We start from the raw sequence: 18,730 nt of genomic DNA on the forward strand, positions 1-18,730 counted from the left end.
GAGGCTTCCTCGAAACAGCGTTGCAGCAGGACGTCATCCGCCTTTGAAAACCGTCTCCTCGGCGGGCGGTTGACGGGAAGGGTTCGAAGCGACGCGCCCGTGCCCGCACGGACCGTCGCTTCGCTTTTATGCGGCGTAGCATGATTCGGCGAGGTCGCTGCAAAGCGCTTCCGCCTGCAGCGCGCGTCAACTGCCGTGCAGTCCGCGCGGATCGTCGCAGACCGTGCAGCACTCGCAGCACATGCATCAGGAGGACACCCGTGACGCCATCCGCCACGCAGCCGCCAGACTCTCCCCTCAACGTTTCGCCGCTGCTCGAGATGCAGGACATCGGCATCAGCTTCGGCGGCGTGCCTGCCTTGCGCGGCGCCAACCTGAGCGTCGCGGCCGGTGAAGTGCACGCGCTGATCGGCCAGAACGGCGCCGGCAAATCGACCATGATCAAGATCCTGACCGGCGCCTATCGGCGCGGCTCGGGCAGCGTGCGCTTCGAAGGCCGCGAGGTCGATTTCCGCACGCCGAAACTGGCGCGCGAAGCCGGCATCAGCACGATCTATCAGGAGATCAATCTGGTGCCGTTCCGCTCGGTAGCGGAAAACATTTTCCTCGGCCGCGAACCGCGCCGGTTCGGTCTGATCGATTGGCGCGCGGTGCAGCACCGCGCCGCCGCGCTGCTCGAATCGTTCGGCTTGCAGATCGACGTGAAGAAACCGGTGGCCAGCTATTCGACCGCGATCCAGCAGATGGTGGCGCTGGCGCGCGCGGTATCGGCGGACGCCCGGATGGTCATCATGGACGAGTCCACCTCGTCGCTCGATGAACGCGAAGTGGAGCTGCTGTTCACGGTGGTGCGCAAACTGCGCGACGACGGCCGCGCGGTGATTTTCGTGTCGCACCGGCTCGACGAACTCTATGCGCTGTGCGACCGCGTCACCGTGATGCGCGACGGCCAGACGGTCGCGCAAAGCACGATGGCCGATATGGACAAACTGCAGCTCGTCACGACGATGCTCGGCCGCACGCTCGCCGCCGTCGTGCAGGACGACACCTCGGCCCGCGAAGCGAACCTCGCGCGCCGCGGCAAGCAGGCGCTGGCCGCCATCAATCTGAGCGCACCGCCGAAAGTGAGCGACGTCTCGCTGCAGGTGCATGCGGGCGAAGCGGTCGGCCTCGCGGGCCTGCTCGGTTCGGGCCGCACCGAAACCATGCGGCTGATGTTCGGCGCCGATCCGCTGGAGCAAGGCTCGCTGTCGCTCAACGGCGAAACCGTCACGCTGAAGTCGCCGCAAGACGCGATCGCGCGTGGGCTCGCGTATCTCACCGAAGACCGCAAGGCCGAAGGCATCGTCCCCGAACTGTCGGTACGCGACAACCTCACCCTGGTCTGTCTGCGCACGCTCACCCGAAACGGCATCGTCGACGTGAAGAAGCAGCAGGCGATCGTCGACCGTTTCATCGCGTCGCTCGGCATCAAACTGCGCTCCGCCGATCAACCGATCCGCGAACTGTCCGGCGGCAATCAGCAGAAGGTGCTGCTCGCGCGCTGGCTCGCCGCCGAGCCGTCGCTGCTGCTGCTCGACGAACCGACGCGCGGCATCGATGTCGGCGCTAAAGCGGACGTCGCGAAGATCGTGCGCGAGTTGCGCGACGCGGGACTCGGCGTGCTGCTGTCGGCCTCGGAACTGGAAGAGCTGACCGCCGTTGCCGATCGCGCGGTGGTGATCCGCGACGGCCGCACCGTCGCCGAACTGAACGGCGCCGACATGAGCGAGACCGCGATCATGGACGCCATCGCCTACGGCAGCGAAGGCCATTCGCAACTGGCCGACGCCGCGCAAACGGCGAACGCCGCCCATATCGAAGACGCGTTGGAGGGCGACCGTCATGGCGCTTAAGCTGCACACCGAATCGTTGCATACCGAACCGCGCCACGGCGAAAGCGCCGCGCAAATCAGCGCCGCGCCGCGCGTCAAAGCGGCCAGCACCGTGCAGAAATGGCGGCGCCTCGCGATGCAGCGCGAAGTCATCGTGCTGCTCGCCATGGTGCTGTTCAATCTGATCTTCACCCCGCACTTCTGGTCGCTGCAAACCTTCAACGTCAACATGACGCAGGTCGTAACGATCGTGATCGTCGGCATCGGCATGACGCTGGTGGTGGCGACGGGCGGCATCGATCTGTCGGTGGGCGCGTCGATGGCGATTTCCGGCGCGCTCGCGCCGATGCTGTTCCTGAACATCGCCGGACCCGCCGGCATTGCGCTCGCGTTCGTGCTGCCGGTGCTGGCCGCCGCGTTGTGCGGCGTGTTCAACGGCTGGCTCGTGACGCGGCTCGCTGTGCAGCCGATTGTCGCGACACTGGTGCTGTTCATCGCCGGACGCGGCATTGCGCAGGTCGTCACCGACGGCAGCCTGCAAGCGTTCAACACGCCCGCGTTCCAGTGGATCGCGCTCGGCAAGGTGGCGGGCGTGCCGTTCCAGGTGCTGCTGATGCTGGCGCTGGTCGCCGTGTTCGTGTGGGTCGTGCGTAAAACGCTGTTCGGCCAGTATCTGCTGATCACCGGCGGCAACGAAAAGGCCGCGTATCTGTGCGGCGTGCCGACCGCCACCGTCAAGTTGATCGCCTACACGCTGTGTGCGGCGCTCGCAGGCCTCGCGGGGCTGATTTCGATCTCGGTGAATTCGTCTTCCGATGCGAACGTGGTCGGGCTCGGTGTCGAACTCGATGCGATCGCGGCGGTGGCCGTCGGCGGTACGGCGTTGACGGGCGGCAAGGCGTATATCGGCGGCACGCTGATCGGCGCGCTGATCATCCAGTTGCTGCGCTACACGCTGCTCGCGCACGGCATTCCCGATGCGGCGGCGCTGGTGGTGAAGGCCGGCATCATCGTCGCGGCGGTGTATGTGCAGCGGCGTTCGCGCTGAACCGCAAGACAAGGCAAGGACTCTCCCGGACTCGATGCGATGAAAAAGAATCTCCCTATCCTGCTCGCGCTGGTCGGCCTCGTCGTATTCGGCCTCGTGCGCTACGACCATTTCGGCTCGGCGTACAACATCACGTCTTTCTGGCGCTACAACTCGATGTTCGCGCTGATCTCGGTCGGCATGGCGTTCGTGATCATCACCGGCGGCATCGATCTGTCGGTCGGCACGGTGGCGGCGCTGGCGAGTGTGGTCGCGGCGCTGACCAGCGTGTACGGCAGTTGGGTCGCCGTGCTGGCGGGATGCGCCGCAGGACTCGTGGTCGGCGTGCTGAACGGCCTGATCATCACGCGTCTGAAAATCCTGCCGTTTATCGTGACGCTCGCGACCAGTCTCGGCGCGCACGGCGTCGCGCTGCTGCTCGGCAAGAACGACGCGGTGTCGATCGCCGCCGATTCGAACTTCGGCAACTTCGGTCAAGGCGATCTGTTCGGGCTGCCGATTCCGGGGCTCGTGGCGGTGGCCGCCGCGCTGGCCGGCTGGCTGGCGCTGCGCAGCACGCGCTTCGGACGGCATTCGCTGGCCGTCGGCGGCAGCGAGGAAGCCGCGCGGCTGATGGGCCTGAACGTCGACCGCACACTCGTGATGGCCTATGCGGTGAGCGGCTTGCTGGCCGGCATGGCCGGCGTGATTCTCGCGGCGCAGTTCGGCGCGGGACAACCGAACGAAGGCGTCGGCTGGGAGCTGTTCGCGATTTCGGCGGTGGTGCTCGGCGGCACGTTGCTGAGCGGCGGCGAAGGTTCGATCGCGATGACGATTGCCGGCGTGCTGCTGCTCGGTCTCGTGTTCAATCTGCTGAACTTCGAGAATGGGCTGGGGTTCATCAGCTTGTCGGCGTACTGGCAGTCGGTGATTCGCGGCGTGTTCCTGCTGCTGGTGATCGTGCTGCAGGCGCGGGTGTTGAAGCAGCGCGGGAAGAAGCGCGTAGCGGCGCCGGCGTGATCAATCCTTGAAACTCACTTAGCGCCACCGGGCCTGGCTTTACGGAGGCGAATACGGCTTTCAGGCTATGCCTGTGTACCAATAAGATCCGCCCCAGATCTTATTGACGGAAGACCGCCGCGCTCACGCCAGGCCTGTCGCGGCCATCCCTCTCGCCACGCTGCGACCGCGCTTTTGCCAGTTTTATCAGCAGGGTCAATGCTGCAGCGCCCGGCGGCTTTCGGTATCATCGCGAACAAGTTGCCCGCGCGGCGCGCCTACCCGGCGCATGCCGGACAGCCGATGGCAGCCGCCCTGCGCGGCGTTCGCCCATCGCCGTTCCCTTGCTGAAGCGCGGCGGCTGCCACGCCAACGTACTTCGCGGCGCCCGACTGTATCAACGGCCGGCACCGCCGCTTCCTGGTCCGGCACCCGCTTCACCACGCTCAACCGCCGCGTCGCCGCCCTCGGGCAGCCGGCGCGGTAAAATAGCGGATTGCGCGTGATTCCCGACTCCGGGTGAACGCAGCATCGCCCTTGCCGTGCCGGCCGGCTCCAACGACTGGCCGCCTTTTTCGCACTATCCAAGAAGCCATGAGCAACCTGAACACACAGACCGTCCTGAGCGTCCATCACTGGACCGATACGCTTTTCAGCTTCACCTGCACGCGCGACCCGGCGTTCCGTTTCGAGAACGGCCAGTTCACGATGGTGGGCCTCGAAGTCGACGGCAAGCCGCTGATCCGCGCCTACAGCCTGGCGAGCGCGAACTACGAAGAGCACCTCGAGTTCCTGAGCATCAAGGTGCAGGACGGCCCGCTCACGTCGCGTCTGCAGCATCTGAAGGTCGGCGACGAAGTCCTGATCGGCAAGAAGCCGGTCGGCACGCTGATGGCCGACAACCTGCTGCCGGGCAAGACGCTGTGGCTGTTGTCCACCGGTACGGGCCTCGCGCCGTTCATGTCCATCATCAAAGATCCGGACATTTACGACCGCTACGAGCGCGTCGTGCTGACGCACACCTGCCGCTTCGTCGACGAACTCGCGTACAAGGAATACATCACCGACCACCTGCCGGCGCATGAACACCTCGGCGAACTGGTGCAGGAAAAGCTGCTGTATTACCCCACGGTCACGCGCGAGGCATTCCAGAACCGCGGCCGTATCACCGAACTGATCGAAACCGAAAAGCTGTTCGCCGACCTCGGCGTGCCGGGCTTCTCGCTCGAAAACGACCGCGTCATGCTGTGCGGCAGCCCGCACATGCTGCGCGACACGCGCAAGCTGCTCGACGACCTCGGGTTCGAGGAAGGCAGCAACAACGCGCCGGGTCACTACGTGGTCGAAAAGGCGTTCGTCGGTTAAACCACGCGTCTCGCCCCCGATCACGCGGCGCCGCGCCGCGGATCAAGCAAAAAAGGAGCCTTCGGGCTCCTTTTTTGTTGTCCGTTACAAAATGACGCCGTCTGTTTGACATTTGGCGTCGGTATTATTCCTACAAAATTCGCCGCTTTGTCATGTTGCAATACATCAACCATTGCGTGAAATGTAGGCGCTAACCCTTGGTGTGACTGCATTTTTTCTACTTTTGAGATATCATCGCCGCGCGTGATCAGACGAATAGATCACTCCTTTCGAAGTCCGCAGTTCATGTTACTGAATGTAAATTTCGTTACGTCGCACCGTAGCAATTTGTCCGTCGCACGCTGCGCGTCACGGTTCACCCCTGGAGGCTAGAGACCCGCATGCGTTCTTTCGTCTTCGCGCCCTGGATGCGCATCCGCTTCGCTGTCCACACCGCTTCCTGAGAGGGAAAGTCATGGATACGTCGACTGTCGTCCCTTTTTCCGCGCATCTTCCTTCGTCACCGGCTCGTGAGGGCTTCGACACGTCCGCTGCGGCCGCCGTTGCCGTCGTCAACGCTGTCGTGCCGCTGTCCGCTGCCGAGCGCGAGCTCGCCCAGTTGCGTGCGCGGGTCCGCGAACTGTCGGCGGAACTCGTGCAGGCGCAGGAGGCGGCTTGCCGGCATGTGGCGCGCGAGTTGCACGACGGCGTGGGCGCCGAGCTGACCGCGACGCGCTTCGCGCTTGCCGGCGTCGAAACCTGGCTGCCCGCCGACGCGCCGCCGCAATGCGCGGCCGCGCTCGCCGTCGCGAACCGTTCGCTCGACGCCGTGTGCGCCGCCAGCCGCCAGGCCGTCGCGGAGCTGCATGCGCCGTCGCTGGAAAGCGGCATTGTCGGCGCGCTGGCGCACTGGACCGGCGACTTCGCCGCGCGCACGCAATTGCGCACGAGCTTCGTCTGCGCCGCCGACGTGCGCCTCACCCGCCTGCCGGCCGACGCCGCGCTCGCCGTATTCCGCGTCGCGCAGGAAGCGCTGAACAACATTGCCAAGCACGCCCGCGCCGAATCGGCGGACGTGCGGATCGAAACCAGCCGGCGTCATCTCACGCTGATCGTCGCCGACAACGGCATCGGCCTGACGCGCAAAGCCCGCAGCCGCCGTGGCCACTTCGGCCTGAGCGGCATGCAGGCGCGCTGCGCCGCTTTCGACGGCACGTTGCGCGTAAGCGCCCGGCGCGTCGCCGCGAAGCGTGGCGAGGGCGCCGATGCGTCGCGCGGCACGCTGTTGCGCGCGCGCTTCGCGTGGGACGCGATGCTGGCCGACGCACCGTGCGCCGAGCGGCGCGCGTTGCAATCGTGAGCGTGCCGACATGAGTCTGCGCATCCTGCTCGCCGACGATCACGCCGTGGTCCGCCAGGGCGTACGTCAATTGCTGCTCGACCGCGGCGTCGCGCGCGAAGTCACCGAAGCGCAAAGCGGTGCCGAAGCGCTCGAGGCTGTCGTCCAGCACAGTTACGACGTAGTGCTGCTCGACATTTCGCTGCCCGACATGAACGGCGTCGAAGTGCTGAAGCGCCTCAAACGCAAGGTGCCGCGCGTGGCCGTGCTGATGTTCTCGATGTATCGCGAGGACCAGTACGCCGTGCGCGCGCTGAAAGCCGGCGCGGCGGGTTATCTGTCGAAAACCGTCGACGCCGCGCAGATGATCGGCGCGATCCAGCAGGTCGCCGCGGGCCGCAAATACGTGAGCCCGGCGATGGCTGAAGCGCTGGCCGACTACGTCTCCTTCGACGGCGAACAATTGCCGCACGAAAAGCTCTCGGATCGCGAATATCAGACGCTATGCATGCTCGCCTCGGGCAAACGGCTGACGGATATTGCCGCCACGCTGTCGCTGTCGGTGAAAACGGTCAGTGTGTACCGCACGCGGCTGCTCGAGAAAATGAAGCTGCGCAACAACGCCGAGCTCACTTTCTACGTGATGAGCAACCGGCTCGTCGATCTCAATCCGGCGATGGCCGGCTAAAGCGCCTTTTTCTCCCGCCCTGCTCTGCGCGCGCTGAATAGCGCGCCGTTCGGCGTGGCGAGTCGGTAAGAGAGCGATTCCCTCCCGCTTGCCCTGCATCGCGCGAAAGCTTTTTCGCGATAGATCGCACGACGAATGAACGTGTCGTGCGAATCCTATGCGAAGGGGATTTTTCGCCTGTTCACCGTACCCTAAAAACTACGTTCCAAAATGGTGCAGCGGCGTGCATCCGTTAAAATCGAGGGTTTCCCCCGACATTCGGCGCGCAACAACGCGTGCACTACTGGAGACCCCGCCAATGTCCTTGTTCCGCAAAAAGAGCGTCGAGCAGATGATCGCCGCGAGCGCTCAGAACGCCGGCCTGAAGAAAGCGCTCGGCGCGCTCGATCTGACTTTCCTCGGTGTCGGCGCCATTATCGGCACCGGCATTTTCGTGCTGACCGGCACGGGCGCCGTTCAGGCCGGCCCGGCGCTGATGGTCTCGTTCCTGATCGCAGCAGTCGCCTGCGGTTTCGCCGCGCTCGCCTACGCCGAGTTCGCTTCGACGATTCCGGTGGCCGGGTCCATCTACTCGTATTCGTATGCAACGCTCGGCGAGTTGGCCGCGTGGATCATCGGCTGGGATTTGATGCTGGAGTATGGGTTGGCAACGTCGGCGGTCTCGGTGGGCTGGTCGGGGTATCTGCAGTCGCTGCTGGCGGGGTTTGGTGTGTCGTTGCCGGTGGCGCTGACGGCCGCGCCGGGCGCGTTGCCGGGGCATGACACGCTGTTCAATCTGCCCGCGTTTCTCGTCATGATGGCGATCACCGCGCTGTTGTCGGTCGACATTCGCGAATCCGCTCGGATCAACAACGTGATGGTCGCGATCAAGGTGACCGTGGTGCTGCTGGTGATCGGCGTGGGGGTGTTCCATGTGACGCCGGCTAACTGGCATCCGTTTATGCCGAACGGCTGGAATGGGGTTTTTGGCGCGGCTGCCGTTATGTTCTTCGCCTTTATCGGGTTCGATTCGGTGTCGTCCGCGGCAGAAGAAGTGAAGAATCCGGCGCGGGATCTGCCGATTGGGATTATTGCTTCGCTCGGCGTTTGTGCGGTCTTGTATGTGGCCGTGGCGGCGGTGGTCACCGGGATCGTGCCGTCGGCGCAGTTTGCGAATATCTCGCACCCGGTGTCGTATGCGTTGCAGGTCGCAGGGGAGAAGTGGGTCGCCGGGTTTATCGACCTCGGTGCCGTGCTCGGCATGCTGACCGTCATTCTGGTTATGGCCTACGGGCAAACGCGCGTTATTTTTGCCATGTCGCGGGATGGGCTGCTGCCGGCGCGGTTGTCGAAAGTGCATCCGCGGTTTGCTACGCCGTTCTTTACTACGTGGCTCGTTGGGATCTTCTTCGGGTTGATCGGGGCGTTGGTGCCGCTGAATGTGCTCGCTGAGCTGATTAATATCGGCACGTTGGCGGCTTTCTCGATGGTGTCGATTGCGGTCCTCGTTTTGCGGAAGACGCATCCTGAGCTGCCGCGCGCGTTTCGGTGTCCTGGGGTGCCGGTTGTGCCGGTTCTGGCTGTCGCCTCCTGTCTGTTTTTGATGGTTAATCTGCAGGCGGTCACCTGGGTCGCTTTTGTGGTTTGGCTACTCATCGGGATGGTTATTTATTTCGGCTACTCGCGGCGGAATTCCAAGCTCGCGAAGTGAAGGGTTAGGGCCGTGCGGCGCTTTGGTTTGGTTCGGTTTGCCGCACCCGCTGGGTTGGCCTCTCCTTGATTTCTTTGTGGTCTGCCAGCGTTGCCCCTGTGCGGGGCGACACCTACTTTTCTTTGCCTGCCCTGCCGCAAAAGCAAGTGGGCAAAAGAAAGCGGCTCAAACCGCTAGCTCATAAGCGGGGCTCCCGCACAGTCACGGTAGTGGCTCATCTGGAATCCGTGCTCTCGCACATTCCGCTCTCGTGGCACAGCAGTCATGCTTCCGGCGGCGCTTCGCGCGCCGCCGCGATCTTTCGTCGCGCGAATTGCCTTCAATATATGTACGACCCCGTGATGGGTCCGCCCTGTTGAAATGGACTCGCGCCTCCCTCTCGGGGGCGCTCGGCGAAGCCGATTTCGACCTTCCATCCAGTTAGGGAGAGGGAAATGAAAGTCCAGTCAGCCAGCAGTCAAGCGAACGAACCCACTCATGCACCGGCAGCAGCCAGCGGCGGCCCGGGCGCCGCGCAGGTTGCGGTGCCCGCCGTGTTCGACATGTCAGGGCGCCGCCCATCTCACGTGGATATCCGGGCGGGCAACCCGGTGCGCGGAGAACCGGGTTCGCCGGGAAACGGGGGGGCGGCTGCCCTTCGGCTGCGGGGAGGCGGAAAAGGAATTCCGTGGGGCGAGCCTTCTACAAGCAGCGGCGCGTCCGGGTCAAACAACAGCGCGCGTCAGGCTCTGCAGATGCGGCGGTCGCAGTTGGACAATCAACGGCAGCAACTGGAGTCGGAGTTGTATAACGCGAGCCGTGAGATGCCTCTCATGCCAACGGTCGAGCGGACTTCATCCTCCGGCATGCGGACCATCGAAATCGGCACCGCCTACGGGCCGATGGGCAACCCCCAGCAACAAGCCGCAGTAGCCGCCCGCATGTCCGCATTGACACGTCAGATCAACGACGTAAAAAGGCAAATAGCCGACGTGGACCGAGAGCTCAGTTAGGCGCGACCAGGAGGCCCGGAGCGCAGCCACTGCTCCGGGCCTCCCCCGCACTTTTATCGGCATGTCGAGGTGGCGCCGGTGTGTGGGACGGCGCCGCCCCTCCTTGCCTGAAACCGCATCCCAGGCGCCCGCCTAAAAAACCCCTCATAGCGCCCCCGCCCGATTTGTGCTTTACTTTTCGGCATCCCAATAAAAACCGCAGTCCCACAATCGGACCCCGCGAGTAAAACCAAAACAAAGCAGAAAAACGGTCCGGTCTCACCTCACAGGAGACAGCTTCATGACGATCAGCATCAGTCTGACGGTGAACGGCGCCGCGATCAGCGCCTCAATCGACCCCGGTACCCTGCTTGTCCAGTTCCTGCGTGAGCAGCTCCGCCTGACCGGCACCCACGTCGGCTGCGACACCGCCCAGTGCGGCGCCTGCACGGTCCACCTGAACGGCCGCGCGATCAAGTCCTGCAACATCCTCGCGGTACAGGCCGACGGCGCAACCGTCACCACCATCGAAGGACTCGCCCAGAACGGCGCGCTCCACCCGATGCAAGCCGCCTTCAAACACTGTCACGGCCTGCAATGCGGCTTCTGTACACCCGGCATGGTCATGAGCGCGGTGTCGTTGGTCGAACGCCAGCCCGATCTCACCGGCGACGAGGTCCGCGCCCAGCTCGATGGCAATCTGTGCCGCTGTACGGGCTATCACAACATCGTCAAAGCCGTGCTCGAAGGCGCCGTGGGCATGAAGTCCGCCAGCTCGGCCAACGCAGCCGCCAGCAGCGCCGGCAACAGCGCAACCGCCAACTCAGCGGCCACCGCGCCCGCCACCGCCTGAGGAGCCGACGATGAACGCACCCGACACCCATCTGATCGGCGCTTCGGTCGAACGTAAGGAAGACTACCGTTTCCTCACCGGCAACGGTCAGTACACCGACGACATCGTCCTGCCGCAGCAAACCTACGCCGTGTTCCTGCGCTCGCCGCACGCGCATGCCAAGCTCACCAGTATCGACACCACAACGGCCCGGCAATCGCCCGGCGTGATCGCGATCTTCACCGGCGCGGACATGGCGGCGGACAACGTCGGCGGCCTGCCGTGCGGCTGGCTGATCCACAGCACCGACGGCAAGCCGATGAACGAGCCGCCGCATCCGATCATCGCGCATACGAAAGTGCGGCACGTCGGCGATCAGGTCGCGCTGGTGATTGCCGATTCAATCAAGGCCGCGAAAGACGCCGCCGAACTGATCGAAGTCGATTACGACGTGCTGCCCGCCGTGGTCGACACTGCGCACGCGTCCGATCCAGGCCAGGCCGCCGTGCACGACGAAGTGCCCGACAACATCTGCTACAACTGGGGCCACGGCGACAAAGCCGCGACCGACGCCGCGTTCGCCAAAGCCACGCACGTCACCACGCTCGACATCGTCAACAACCGCCTGATCCCGAACGCGATCGAACCGCGCGCGGTCAACGCGAGCTACTCGGTGCAGGACGACAGCTACACGCTGTACGTCGCGAATCAGAACCCGCACGTGGAGCGTTTGCTGATGGCGGCGTTCGTCCTGTCGCTGCCGGAATCGAAACTGCGCGTGATCGCGCCGGACGTGGGCGGCGGCTTCGGCTCGAAGATTTTCCTGTACGCCGAAGACGTCGCGCTGACGTGGGCGTCGAAGAAAATCCGCCGTCCGGTGAAGTGGACCGCCGAGCGCTCGGAAGCGTTCGTCTCCGACGCGCACGGCCGCGACCACTTGACCCACGCCGAACTCGCGATGGACGCCGACGGCAAGTTCCTCGCCATGCGCATCCACACGACCGCCAACATGGGCGCGTATCTGTCGACGTTTGCGTCGAGCGTGCCGACCATCCTGTACGCGACGCTACTCGCCGGCCAGTACGCCACGCCCGCGATCTATGCGGAGGTCAAAGCGGTCTTCACCAACACGGTTCCCGTGGATGCCTATCGCGGCGCCGGCCGTCCTGAGGCGACCTACGTGGTCGAGCGGCTGGTCGAAACCGCCGCGCGCGACATGAAGCTCGATCCGGCAGAGATCCGCCGCCGCAACTTCATCCGCCAGTTTCCGTACGCGACGCCGGTCGGCCTCACCTACGACACCGGCGACTACGACACCCTGCTCGCGCGCTCGCTCGAACTCGCGGACGTCAAAGGTTTCGCCGCGCGCAAGCAGCAATCCGAACAGAACGGCAAGCTGCGCGGCCTCGGCTACTCGTGCTACATCGAAGCCTGCGGTCTCGCGCCGTCGAACATCGCGGGCGCGTTGGGCGCGCGGGCGGGTCTGTTCGAAGTCGGGCAGATTCGCGTGCATCCAACCGGTTCGGTCACCGTCTTCACCGGTTCGCATAGTCACGGCCAGGGGCACGAAACGACCTTCGCGCAAGTGGTCGCGGACCGGCTCGGTATTGGGCTGGAAAGCGTCGAGATCGTGCACGGCGACACCGGCCGGATTCCGTTCGGCATGGGCACATATGGCTCGCGCTCGATCGCGGTGGGCGGCTCGGCGATCATGAAGGCGCTCGACAAGATCGAAACCAAGGCGAAGAAAATCGCCGCGCATCTGCTCGAAGCCGCGGTGGAAGACATCGAGTTCAAGGACGGCGTGTTCCGCGTCGCGGGCACTGATCGCACCAAGGCCTTCGCCGAGATTTCGCTGGCGGCCTACGTGCCGCACAACTATCCGCTCGACGTGCTCGAACCAGGCCTTGAGGAAAGCGCGTTCTACGATCCGACCAACTTCACCTATCCGGCTGGCGCGTACATCTGCGAGATCGAGGTCGATCCTGACACGGGTGTGTGCCGGATCCAGCAGTTCACCGCTGTGGACGATTTCGGCAACGTGATCAACCCGATGATCGTCACGGGCCAGGTGCATGGCGGGCTCGCGCAAGGCATCGGCCAGGCGATGCTGGAGCGCTGCGTGTACGACAACGAGAGCGGCCAGTTGCTGTCCGGCTCGTACATGGATTACGCAATGCCGCATGCGTCCGATCTGCCGGACTTCACCGTCGAAACCGCGAAGGGCACGCCGTGTACGCACAATCCGCTCGGCGTGAAAGGTTGCGGTGAAGCTGGCGCGATCGGCTCGCCGCCGGCCGTGATCAATGCGATTCTCGACGCGCTCGCGCCGCTTGGCGTGACGGACCTGCAAATGCCGGCGACGCCGCATCGCGTGTGGTCCGCGATTCGCGCGGCGAAGCAACCGTAAGCAGCCCATTGAAATCCTGAGCGGAGCATTCGACATGTATTCATTCGAGTATCAACGCGCGACGGATCCCAAAGCGGCCGTCGCCGCCCTTGCCGCCGACAGCAACGCGAAGTTCCTGGCCGGCGGTCAGAGCCTGTTGCCTACCATGCGCCTGCGTCTCGCGCAGCCGTCGCAACTGATCGACGTGACGCGGATTCCCGCGCTGAAATCGATCAGCGTCGACGCGCAAAAGGTGACGATCGGCGCAGCCGTCTGTCACGCCGACGTCGCGGATCACGCGGAGCTACGGCGCGTATCGCCGGGACTTGCGGAGCTTGCGGCGCACATCGGCGACCGGCAGGTGCGCGCGCTTGGCACGATCGGCGGATCGCTCGCGAACAACGATCCCGCCGCGTGCTATCCGGCCGCCGCGATGGCATTGGACGCGACCATCGTCACCGAGCGGCGACGCATTGCCGCGAGCGATTTTTTCGTCGGCATGTATGAGACCGCGCTCGCGCCTGACGAGCTGATCGTCGCCGTCGAGTTTCCCGTGCCCGAGTGCGCCGCCTACGAGAAATTCCGCAATCCGGCGTCGCACTTCGCGCTGGTCGGCGTGTTCGTCGCGAAGTTCGCGAGCGGCGTGCGGGTCGCGGTGACGGGCGCGGCGTCGTCGGTGTTTCGCGTGCCGGAGCTGGAAAGCGCGTTGTCGGCGAATTTCACGCCCGAGGCGGCTCGCGCGGTGACGGTGTCGGCGGCCGATCTGAACACCGACATGCACGCGAGCGCCGACTACCGCGCGCATCTGATTCCGGTGCTCGCCGCGCGCGCGGTGACGAAGGCGATCGGTTAGCGACTATCGCCATGGGCGGCTGACGAGACGTGCGGCTCCTGCACGCCGGCGTCAGCCGCCCATTCGTTCGCTCAATTCAGGACCACCATGCAGCCCGCTTCAATCGACGACACCCTCGCGCAACTCGCGAGCCAACGCTATTTCGCCAGCCGCGAACTCGCGACCGCGTTGTACCTTGCGCTGCGCATGGAGCGGCCGTTGTTCGTCGAAGGCGAGCCGGGCGTCGGCAAGACCGAACTCGCCAAAGCCGCCGCCGGCATGCTCGGTACGACGATGCTGCGGCTGCAATGCTACGAAGGGCTCGACACGGCCAGCGCGCTGTACGAGTGGGACTACCCGCGTCAGATCATGGCGCTGCGTCTCGCCGAAGCCGCCGGCGAACGCCCCGACAACGACACGCTGTATCGCGGCGAATTCCTGCTGAAGCGTCCGCTGCTGCAAGCGCTGATGCCCGACGAGCATCATCCGGGCGCGCGGCGGGTGCTGCTGATCGACGAGATCGATCGCGCCGACGAACCGTTCGAAGCGTTTCTGCTGGAACTGCTGTCGGATTTTCAGGTATCGATTCCCGAATACGGCACGGTGCGCGCGGCGCAGCCGCCGCTGGTCGTGATGACCTCGAACCGCACGCGCGAAGTGCACGACGCACTGAAGCGCCGTTGCCTGTACCAGTGGATCGGCTATCCGGAGCGCGATCGTGAGCTGGAGATCGTCGCCGCGCGGGCGCCGCAAACCTCGGCGGAATTGCAGCGACGCGCGGTCGATTTCGTGCATCGGCTGCGCGGCATGGATCTGTTCAAGGCGCCCGGGATTGCCGAAACGATCGACTGGTGCCGCGCATTGGAAGCACTGTCGGTGACGGAGCTTGATCCGCAGTCGGTGCAGAACACGTTGGGCGTGCTGCTGAAGTATCAGGACGATCTGGCGCGCGTCGATGCCGCGCAAATCGCGCAGTGTCTCGCCGCGCCGGGATAGTCAGCATGACGACGCCCGACGATACGCCCACCCTCGCCCGCAACGTCGTCCATTTCGTGCGCGTGTTGCGCGGTGCGGGTTTGCCGATGTCGCCGGCGCATGCCGTCGACGCGCTCGCCGCGCTGCACTGGATCGATCTCGACCGCCGCGACGACGTGCGCGCCGCGCTGGCCGCGTCGCTGGTCTCCGCGCCCGACGAGCGCGACCTGTTCAACGCCGCCTTCGACCTGTTCTGGCGCGATCCCGACTGGGAAGGCAAGCTGCGCGCGCTGCTGCTGCCGAAAGTGCGCGACGGCCTGCCGCCGCCCAAACGCAATAATCGTCTCGCCGACGCGCTCGCCGTGCGCGCGCCGCCCTCGCCGCATCGCAAGACCCCGCAGGAAACCGAGCAGCACGAACTGCGCGCGCACGCCACCTTCAGCGCGGAAGAACGGCTGCGCCACCGCGATTTCGATACCCTCACCGCCGATGAATGGCGCACTTTGCGTCACCTGATCCGCGGCCAGCGCCTGCCGCTCGCCACCGAACCGACGCGCCGCCTGAAGGCCGCCTCGCACGGCACACATGCGGACTTGCGCGCGAGCGCGCGACACGCCGTGCGCTCGGGCGGCGACTGGACCGTGTGGAAGTATCGCGCGGTGGTCGAGCGCAAACCGCCGCTCGTGTTGCTGCTCGACATCTCCGGTTCGATGAGCAGTTATTCGCGCGCGGTGCTGTATTTCTGTCACGCGTTATTGCAGTCGCGCGAACGGCTGCAGGTGTTTCTGTTCGGCACGCGACTCACCAACGCGACGCGCGCGCTGCGCGAGCGCGACCCCGACGTCGCGATCGCCGCGCTCACCGATCAGGTGGTCGACTGGTCGGGCGGCACGCGGATCGGCGCGGCGCTCGCGGAATTCAACCGTCGCTGGGCGCGGCGCGTGCTGACCGGCCGGGCCACGGTGCTGCTCGTGACGGACGGCCTCGATCACGAAGCGATCGACGTGCTCGATACCGAAATGGCGCGCCTGCACCGCTTCGCGCATCGGATCGTCTGGCTCAATCCGCTGCTGCGTTTCAGCGGCTTTTCCCCGAAAGCGCGCGGCGTGCAGGCGATCCTGCCGTATGTCGACGCGCATCGTCCGGTTCATAATCTCGACAGCCTGACCGCGTTCGGCCACGACCTCGCGCAACTCACGCGCGCGCCGCGTCCCGCCGTCGCCGCCAGGACCACCGCAGGAGCGCCGTCATGGAACTGACCGACACCCACACACTGCCGGTTTCGCAGCAACGAACGTGGGACGCGTTGAACGACACGGAAATTTTGCGCGCCTGCATTCCGGGCTGCGAAAGCATCGATCCCGACGGTGAGAACGCGTATCTGGTCGCGCTGAGCGCTGCGGTCGGCCCCGTCAAGGCGCGTTTCAAAGGACGCATGCAACTGACCGACATCGACGCGCCGAACGGCTACAGCATCGTGTTCGAAGGCCAGGGCGGCGCCGCGGGTTTCGCCAAGGGCAATGCGCGCGTCACGCTCGAAGCCGACGGCGACGCCGCCACGAAACTCGCCTACACGGCGAGCGCGCAGGTGGGCGGCAAGCTCGCGCAGATCGGTTCCAGACTGGTGGATGGCGCGGCGCGTAAAATCGCGGGCGAATTCTTCAAGCGCTTCGACGAGCTGGTGAGTGGCGAGGGTGGCGACAGCGCTGAAAGCTTGGACGCAGCCGCCCCGGAAGGCACCGAGCCAGCAGCCGATCCAACGGCGCAGGACAATACAGCACAGAATGAGGCCGCGGACGCCGAGTCCGGCGGCGACGCAACGAAAAGGAAGAAATCATGGACAGCGTGGATCTCGAAGTCCTGAAGTCCAGCGCACGTTGGCTGGAAGAGGGACATCGCGCGCTACTGGTAACGGTGGTGAAGACGTGGGGCTCGTCGCCGCGTCCCGAGGGCGCGATGCTCGCGGTACGCGACGATGGACTCGTGGTCGGCTCGGTCTCGGGCGGCTGCATCGAAGACGATCTGATCGATCGGGTACGGCAAAAGGGTATCGAGCAGACGCAACCGGAAGCGGTGAAATACGGCATCACGGCGGAAGAAGCGCATCGTTTCGGCCTGCCCTGCGGCGGCACGATCCAGCTCGTGCTTGAACCGCTGGCGCCGCAAAGCGGCATCGCGGAACTGTGCAATGCGGTGGAAGACGGCCGCCTTGTCGCGCGCGAACTCGACATGGCGACCGGCGCGGTGCGACTCGGCGATGCGCAAGCCACGGACGGCGTGCTGTTTGACGGTGAGCGTCTGTTGACGATTCACGGCCCGCGTTACCGGATGCTGGTAATCGGCGCGGGGCAGTTGTCGCGCTATCTGTGTCAGATCGCGGTCGGGCTCGACTATCAGGTGACGGTGTGCGATCCGCGCGAAGAGTACACCGAGGAATGGGACATCCCCGGCACGAAGATCGTGCGCACCATGCCGGACGATACCGTGACCGACATGAAGCTCGACGAGCGTTGCGCGGTGATCGCGCTCACGCACGATCCGAAGCTCGACGACCTCGCGCTGATGGAAGCGTTGAAGACGCCGGCGTTTTACGTCGGCGCATTGGGCTCGCGGCGCAATAACCAGGCGCGGCGCGAACGGCTGAAGGAGTTCGATCTGAACGATACCGAACTGGCCCGCTTGCATGGGCCGGTGGGCATTTATATCGGCAGCCGCACGCCGCCGGAGATCGCGGTTTCGATTCTCGCCGAAGTGACGGCGGCCAAGAACGGCGTTTCGTTACCGACGCTGCTGAAGGTTGAAGGCGCGAAGGCCGCGCGGGAAATTGCGGCGTCCGGTGACGCGACATGCAGCGTGTAGCGTTTGATGGCGCGTTAGCTTAAGCGCTCGATTGCCTCGTGCGGCGTGTGGCGTGCGGCGTGCGGCGTGCGGGGCAAGTCTTGCCATAACCGTTGCCACAACCGCCGCCGCCGCGCGAAGCAAGCTGAAACGCGGATTACATCAATCCGCACACCACGGCGGCAATCACTGAGCCACTCACCAGAATCACGCCCACCAGGCGGCGTTTGTTCAACTCGGTCCACAGCAGCACGCCGGTCAGCGACAGCAGAATCATCCCGCCGGCAATCGTATCGATCAGCAACACCCAGCCGACGCTCAAACCCACGCCGCGATGCAGATTGTTCATCGTCGTGAGAAACGAGTTGTGGGTGCGCTTCACCGCGACAAAGCCGTTGCCGACCCAGTACTCGGCCTGCACGTTCTGCGCGGTGCCGAAGATGCCGACCTGCCAGAACTCCGGCTGCATCGTGCTGCGGTCGCCCCACGCCACCGGATGCGCCGGCTCGCGCTTCGCCTTGCCCGGCTTGCCGTCGATCTTCAATTCGCCTTGTAGCCACTTCGCCATGTCTATCGGCGAACGCAGCGGTTTCTGCGGCACCGGAATCTGCATTTCCTCGACCTGCGGCTCGCCCGACGACACCTTCAGCGGCCCGCCCCGGTGATTCAGCAGGAAGCCGGTCGCACCGAACATCAGGCCCAGCACGGCGCCCCACAACCCGACCCAGCCGTGCACCTTGCGCAGCCACTTGATGAAGTTCGCGCGCCGTGAACGCTGGCGCCGTGCGGCCTGCTCGGCGTCATCCATCAGATGATGACCTCGCTGCGGCGTGTGCGCGGTGTATTGCGAGCCGCCGGCAGCAGCAGATTTCATATCGATCGAATCAGGCGCATTCACATCCAGGCTCCAGCTACGGCAAATTGATCGCCAC

At 64.9% G+C, this 18,730-nt stretch carries 16 protein-coding genes; 15 read left to right on the top strand and 1 reads right to left on the bottom strand.

Going from position 1 to position 18,730, the window contains the following annotated elements; genetic code table 11:
- Window positions 1–320: 320 nt before the first annotated feature.
- From FA94_RS18890 to FA94_RS18960, 15 genes are all read left to right on the top strand, one after another.
- Window positions 321–1,895 (top strand): sugar ABC transporter ATP-binding protein, encoded by a 1,575-nt coding sequence (locus FA94_RS18890; RefSeq protein ID WP_156126810.1) that lies wholly within the window; start codon window positions 321–323, stop codon window positions 1,893–1,895.
- 115 nt (window positions 1,896–2,010) lie between these two features.
- Window positions 2,011–2,922, top strand: a complete 912-nt coding sequence (locus FA94_RS18895) for an ABC transporter permease (protein WP_373565327.1) — start codon at window positions 2,011–2,013, stop codon at window positions 2,920–2,922.
- A gap of 39 nt (window positions 2,923–2,961) precedes the next feature.
- Window positions 2,962–3,921, top strand: coding sequence for an ABC transporter permease (locus FA94_RS18900; protein WP_035554001.1), 960 nt, complete (start codon window positions 2,962–2,964; stop codon window positions 3,919–3,921).
- A gap of 573 nt (window positions 3,922–4,494) precedes the next feature.
- Window positions 4,495–5,265: a ferredoxin--NADP reductase gene (locus FA94_RS18905; protein ID WP_035554005.1), complete on the top strand. Its 771-nt coding sequence runs from the start codon at window positions 4,495–4,497 to the stop codon at window positions 5,263–5,265.
- A gap of 454 nt (window positions 5,266–5,719) precedes the next feature.
- Window positions 5,720–6,604, top strand: coding sequence for a sensor histidine kinase (locus FA94_RS18910; protein ID WP_035554007.1), 885 nt, complete (start codon window positions 5,720–5,722; stop codon window positions 6,602–6,604).
- Between the two features lie 10 nt (window positions 6,605–6,614).
- Window positions 6,615–7,271 carry a response regulator transcription factor RqpR gene (gene rqpR, locus FA94_RS18915; protein WP_035554009.1) on the top strand — a complete coding sequence of 219 codons (657 nt, stop codon included), beginning with the start codon at window positions 6,615–6,617 and terminating at the stop codon, window positions 7,269–7,271.
- 298 nt (window positions 7,272–7,569) lie between these two features.
- Window positions 7,570–8,961 carry a branched-chain amino acid transporter BcaP gene (bcaP, locus tag FA94_RS18920; RefSeq protein ID WP_035554012.1) on the top strand — a complete coding sequence of 464 codons (1,392 nt, stop codon included), beginning with the start codon at window positions 7,570–7,572 and terminating at the stop codon, window positions 8,959–8,961.
- Between the two features lie 434 nt (window positions 8,962–9,395).
- Complete coding sequence (locus tag FA94_RS38710; protein WP_156126670.1) at window positions 9,396–9,953, top strand: hypothetical protein; 558 nt, start codon at window positions 9,396–9,398, stop codon at window positions 9,951–9,953.
- 280 nt (window positions 9,954–10,233) lie between these two features.
- The gene (locus tag FA94_RS18930; protein WP_035554018.1) at window positions 10,234–10,785 is read left to right on the top strand and encodes a (2Fe-2S)-binding protein; all 552 of its coding nucleotides are present in this window, start codon (window positions 10,234–10,236) and stop codon (window positions 10,783–10,785) included.
- Between the two features lie 10 nt (window positions 10,786–10,795).
- Window positions 10,796–13,174 (top strand): xanthine dehydrogenase family protein molybdopterin-binding subunit, encoded by a 2,379-nt coding sequence (locus tag FA94_RS18935; RefSeq protein ID WP_035554020.1) that lies wholly within the window; start codon window positions 10,796–10,798, stop codon window positions 13,172–13,174.
- A gap of 34 nt (window positions 13,175–13,208) precedes the next feature.
- A complete protein-coding gene (locus FA94_RS18940) occupies window positions 13,209–14,006 on the top strand; it encodes an FAD binding domain-containing protein (RefSeq protein ID WP_035554022.1) in 798 nt (265 codons plus the stop codon).
- A gap of 87 nt (window positions 14,007–14,093) precedes the next feature.
- Window positions 14,094–14,981, top strand: a complete 888-nt coding sequence (locus FA94_RS18945) for an AAA family ATPase (RefSeq protein WP_035554025.1) — start codon at window positions 14,094–14,096, stop codon at window positions 14,979–14,981.
- Window positions 14,982–14,986: 5 nt separating this feature from the next.
- Entirely contained in the window at window positions 14,987–16,219 is a 1,233-nt protein-coding gene (locus tag FA94_RS18950; RefSeq protein ID WP_035554028.1) for a vWA domain-containing protein, read from the top strand.
- Complete coding sequence (locus FA94_RS18955) at window positions 16,210–16,824, top strand: SRPBCC family protein (RefSeq protein WP_035554030.1); 615 nt, start codon at window positions 16,210–16,212, stop codon at window positions 16,822–16,824. Before FA94_RS18950 ends, FA94_RS18955 begins: the two co-directional genes overlap by 10 nt.
- The gene (locus tag FA94_RS18960; RefSeq protein WP_035554033.1) at window positions 16,797–17,819 is read left to right on the top strand and encodes an XdhC family protein; all 1,023 of its coding nucleotides are present in this window, start codon (window positions 16,797–16,799) and stop codon (window positions 17,817–17,819) included. The genes FA94_RS18955 and FA94_RS18960 overlap by 28 nt, the downstream gene beginning before the upstream one ends.
- 136 nt (window positions 17,820–17,955) lie before the next feature.
- On the opposite strand, the gene FA94_RS18965 is transcribed toward FA94_RS18960, so the two are convergent.
- Window positions 17,956–18,696, bottom strand: a complete 741-nt coding sequence (locus FA94_RS18965; protein WP_035554035.1) for a PepSY-associated TM helix domain-containing protein — start codon at window positions 18,694–18,696, stop codon at window positions 17,956–17,958.
- Between the last annotated feature and the right edge of the window lie 34 nt (window positions 18,697–18,730).

Source organism: Burkholderia sp. 9120, assembly GCF_000745015.1.
Classification (GTDB): Bacteria; Pseudomonadota; Gammaproteobacteria; order Burkholderiales; family Burkholderiaceae; genus Paraburkholderia.

Bases quoted from the DNA above. Each gene is read 5' to 3' on its own strand.
- FA94_RS18905 (WP_035554005.1), top strand. From the start codon at position 4,495: ATGAGCAACCTGAACACACAGACCGTCCTGAGCGTCCATCACTGGACC.
- rqpR (WP_035554009.1), top strand. From the start codon at position 6,615: ATGAGTCTGCGCATCCTGCTCGCCGACGATCACGCCGTGGTCCGCCAG.
- FA94_RS18890 (WP_156126810.1), top strand. From the start codon at position 321: ATGCAGGACATCGGCATCAGCTTCGGCGGCGTGCCTGCCTTGCGCGGC.
- FA94_RS18940 (WP_035554022.1), top strand. From the start codon at position 13,209: ATGTATTCATTCGAGTATCAACGCGCGACGGATCCCAAAGCGGCCGTC.
- FA94_RS18960 (WP_035554033.1), top strand. From the start codon at position 16,797: ATGGACAGCGTGGATCTCGAAGTCCTGAAGTCCAGCGCACGTTGGCTG.
- FA94_RS18900 (WP_035554001.1), top strand. From the start codon at position 2,962: ATGAAAAAGAATCTCCCTATCCTGCTCGCGCTGGTCGGCCTCGTCGTA.
- bcaP (WP_035554012.1), top strand. From the start codon at position 7,570: ATGTCCTTGTTCCGCAAAAAGAGCGTCGAGCAGATGATCGCCGCGAGC.
- FA94_RS38710 (WP_156126670.1), top strand. From the start codon at position 9,396: ATGAAAGTCCAGTCAGCCAGCAGTCAAGCGAACGAACCCACTCATGCA.
- FA94_RS18950 (WP_035554028.1), top strand. From the start codon at position 14,987: ATGACGACGCCCGACGATACGCCCACCCTCGCCCGCAACGTCGTCCAT.
- FA94_RS18955 (WP_035554030.1), top strand. From the start codon at position 16,210: ATGGAACTGACCGACACCCACACACTGCCGGTTTCGCAGCAACGAACG.
- FA94_RS18930 (WP_035554018.1), top strand. From the start codon at position 10,234: ATGACGATCAGCATCAGTCTGACGGTGAACGGCGCCGCGATCAGCGCC.
- FA94_RS18895 (WP_373565327.1), top strand. From the start codon at position 2,011: ATGCAGCGCGAAGTCATCGTGCTGCTCGCCATGGTGCTGTTCAATCTG.
- FA94_RS18910 (WP_035554007.1), top strand. From the start codon at position 5,720: ATGGATACGTCGACTGTCGTCCCTTTTTCCGCGCATCTTCCTTCGTCA.
- FA94_RS18945 (WP_035554025.1), top strand. From the start codon at position 14,094: ATGCAGCCCGCTTCAATCGACGACACCCTCGCGCAACTCGCGAGCCAA.
- FA94_RS18935 (WP_035554020.1), top strand. From the start codon at position 10,796: ATGAACGCACCCGACACCCATCTGATCGGCGCTTCGGTCGAACGTAAG.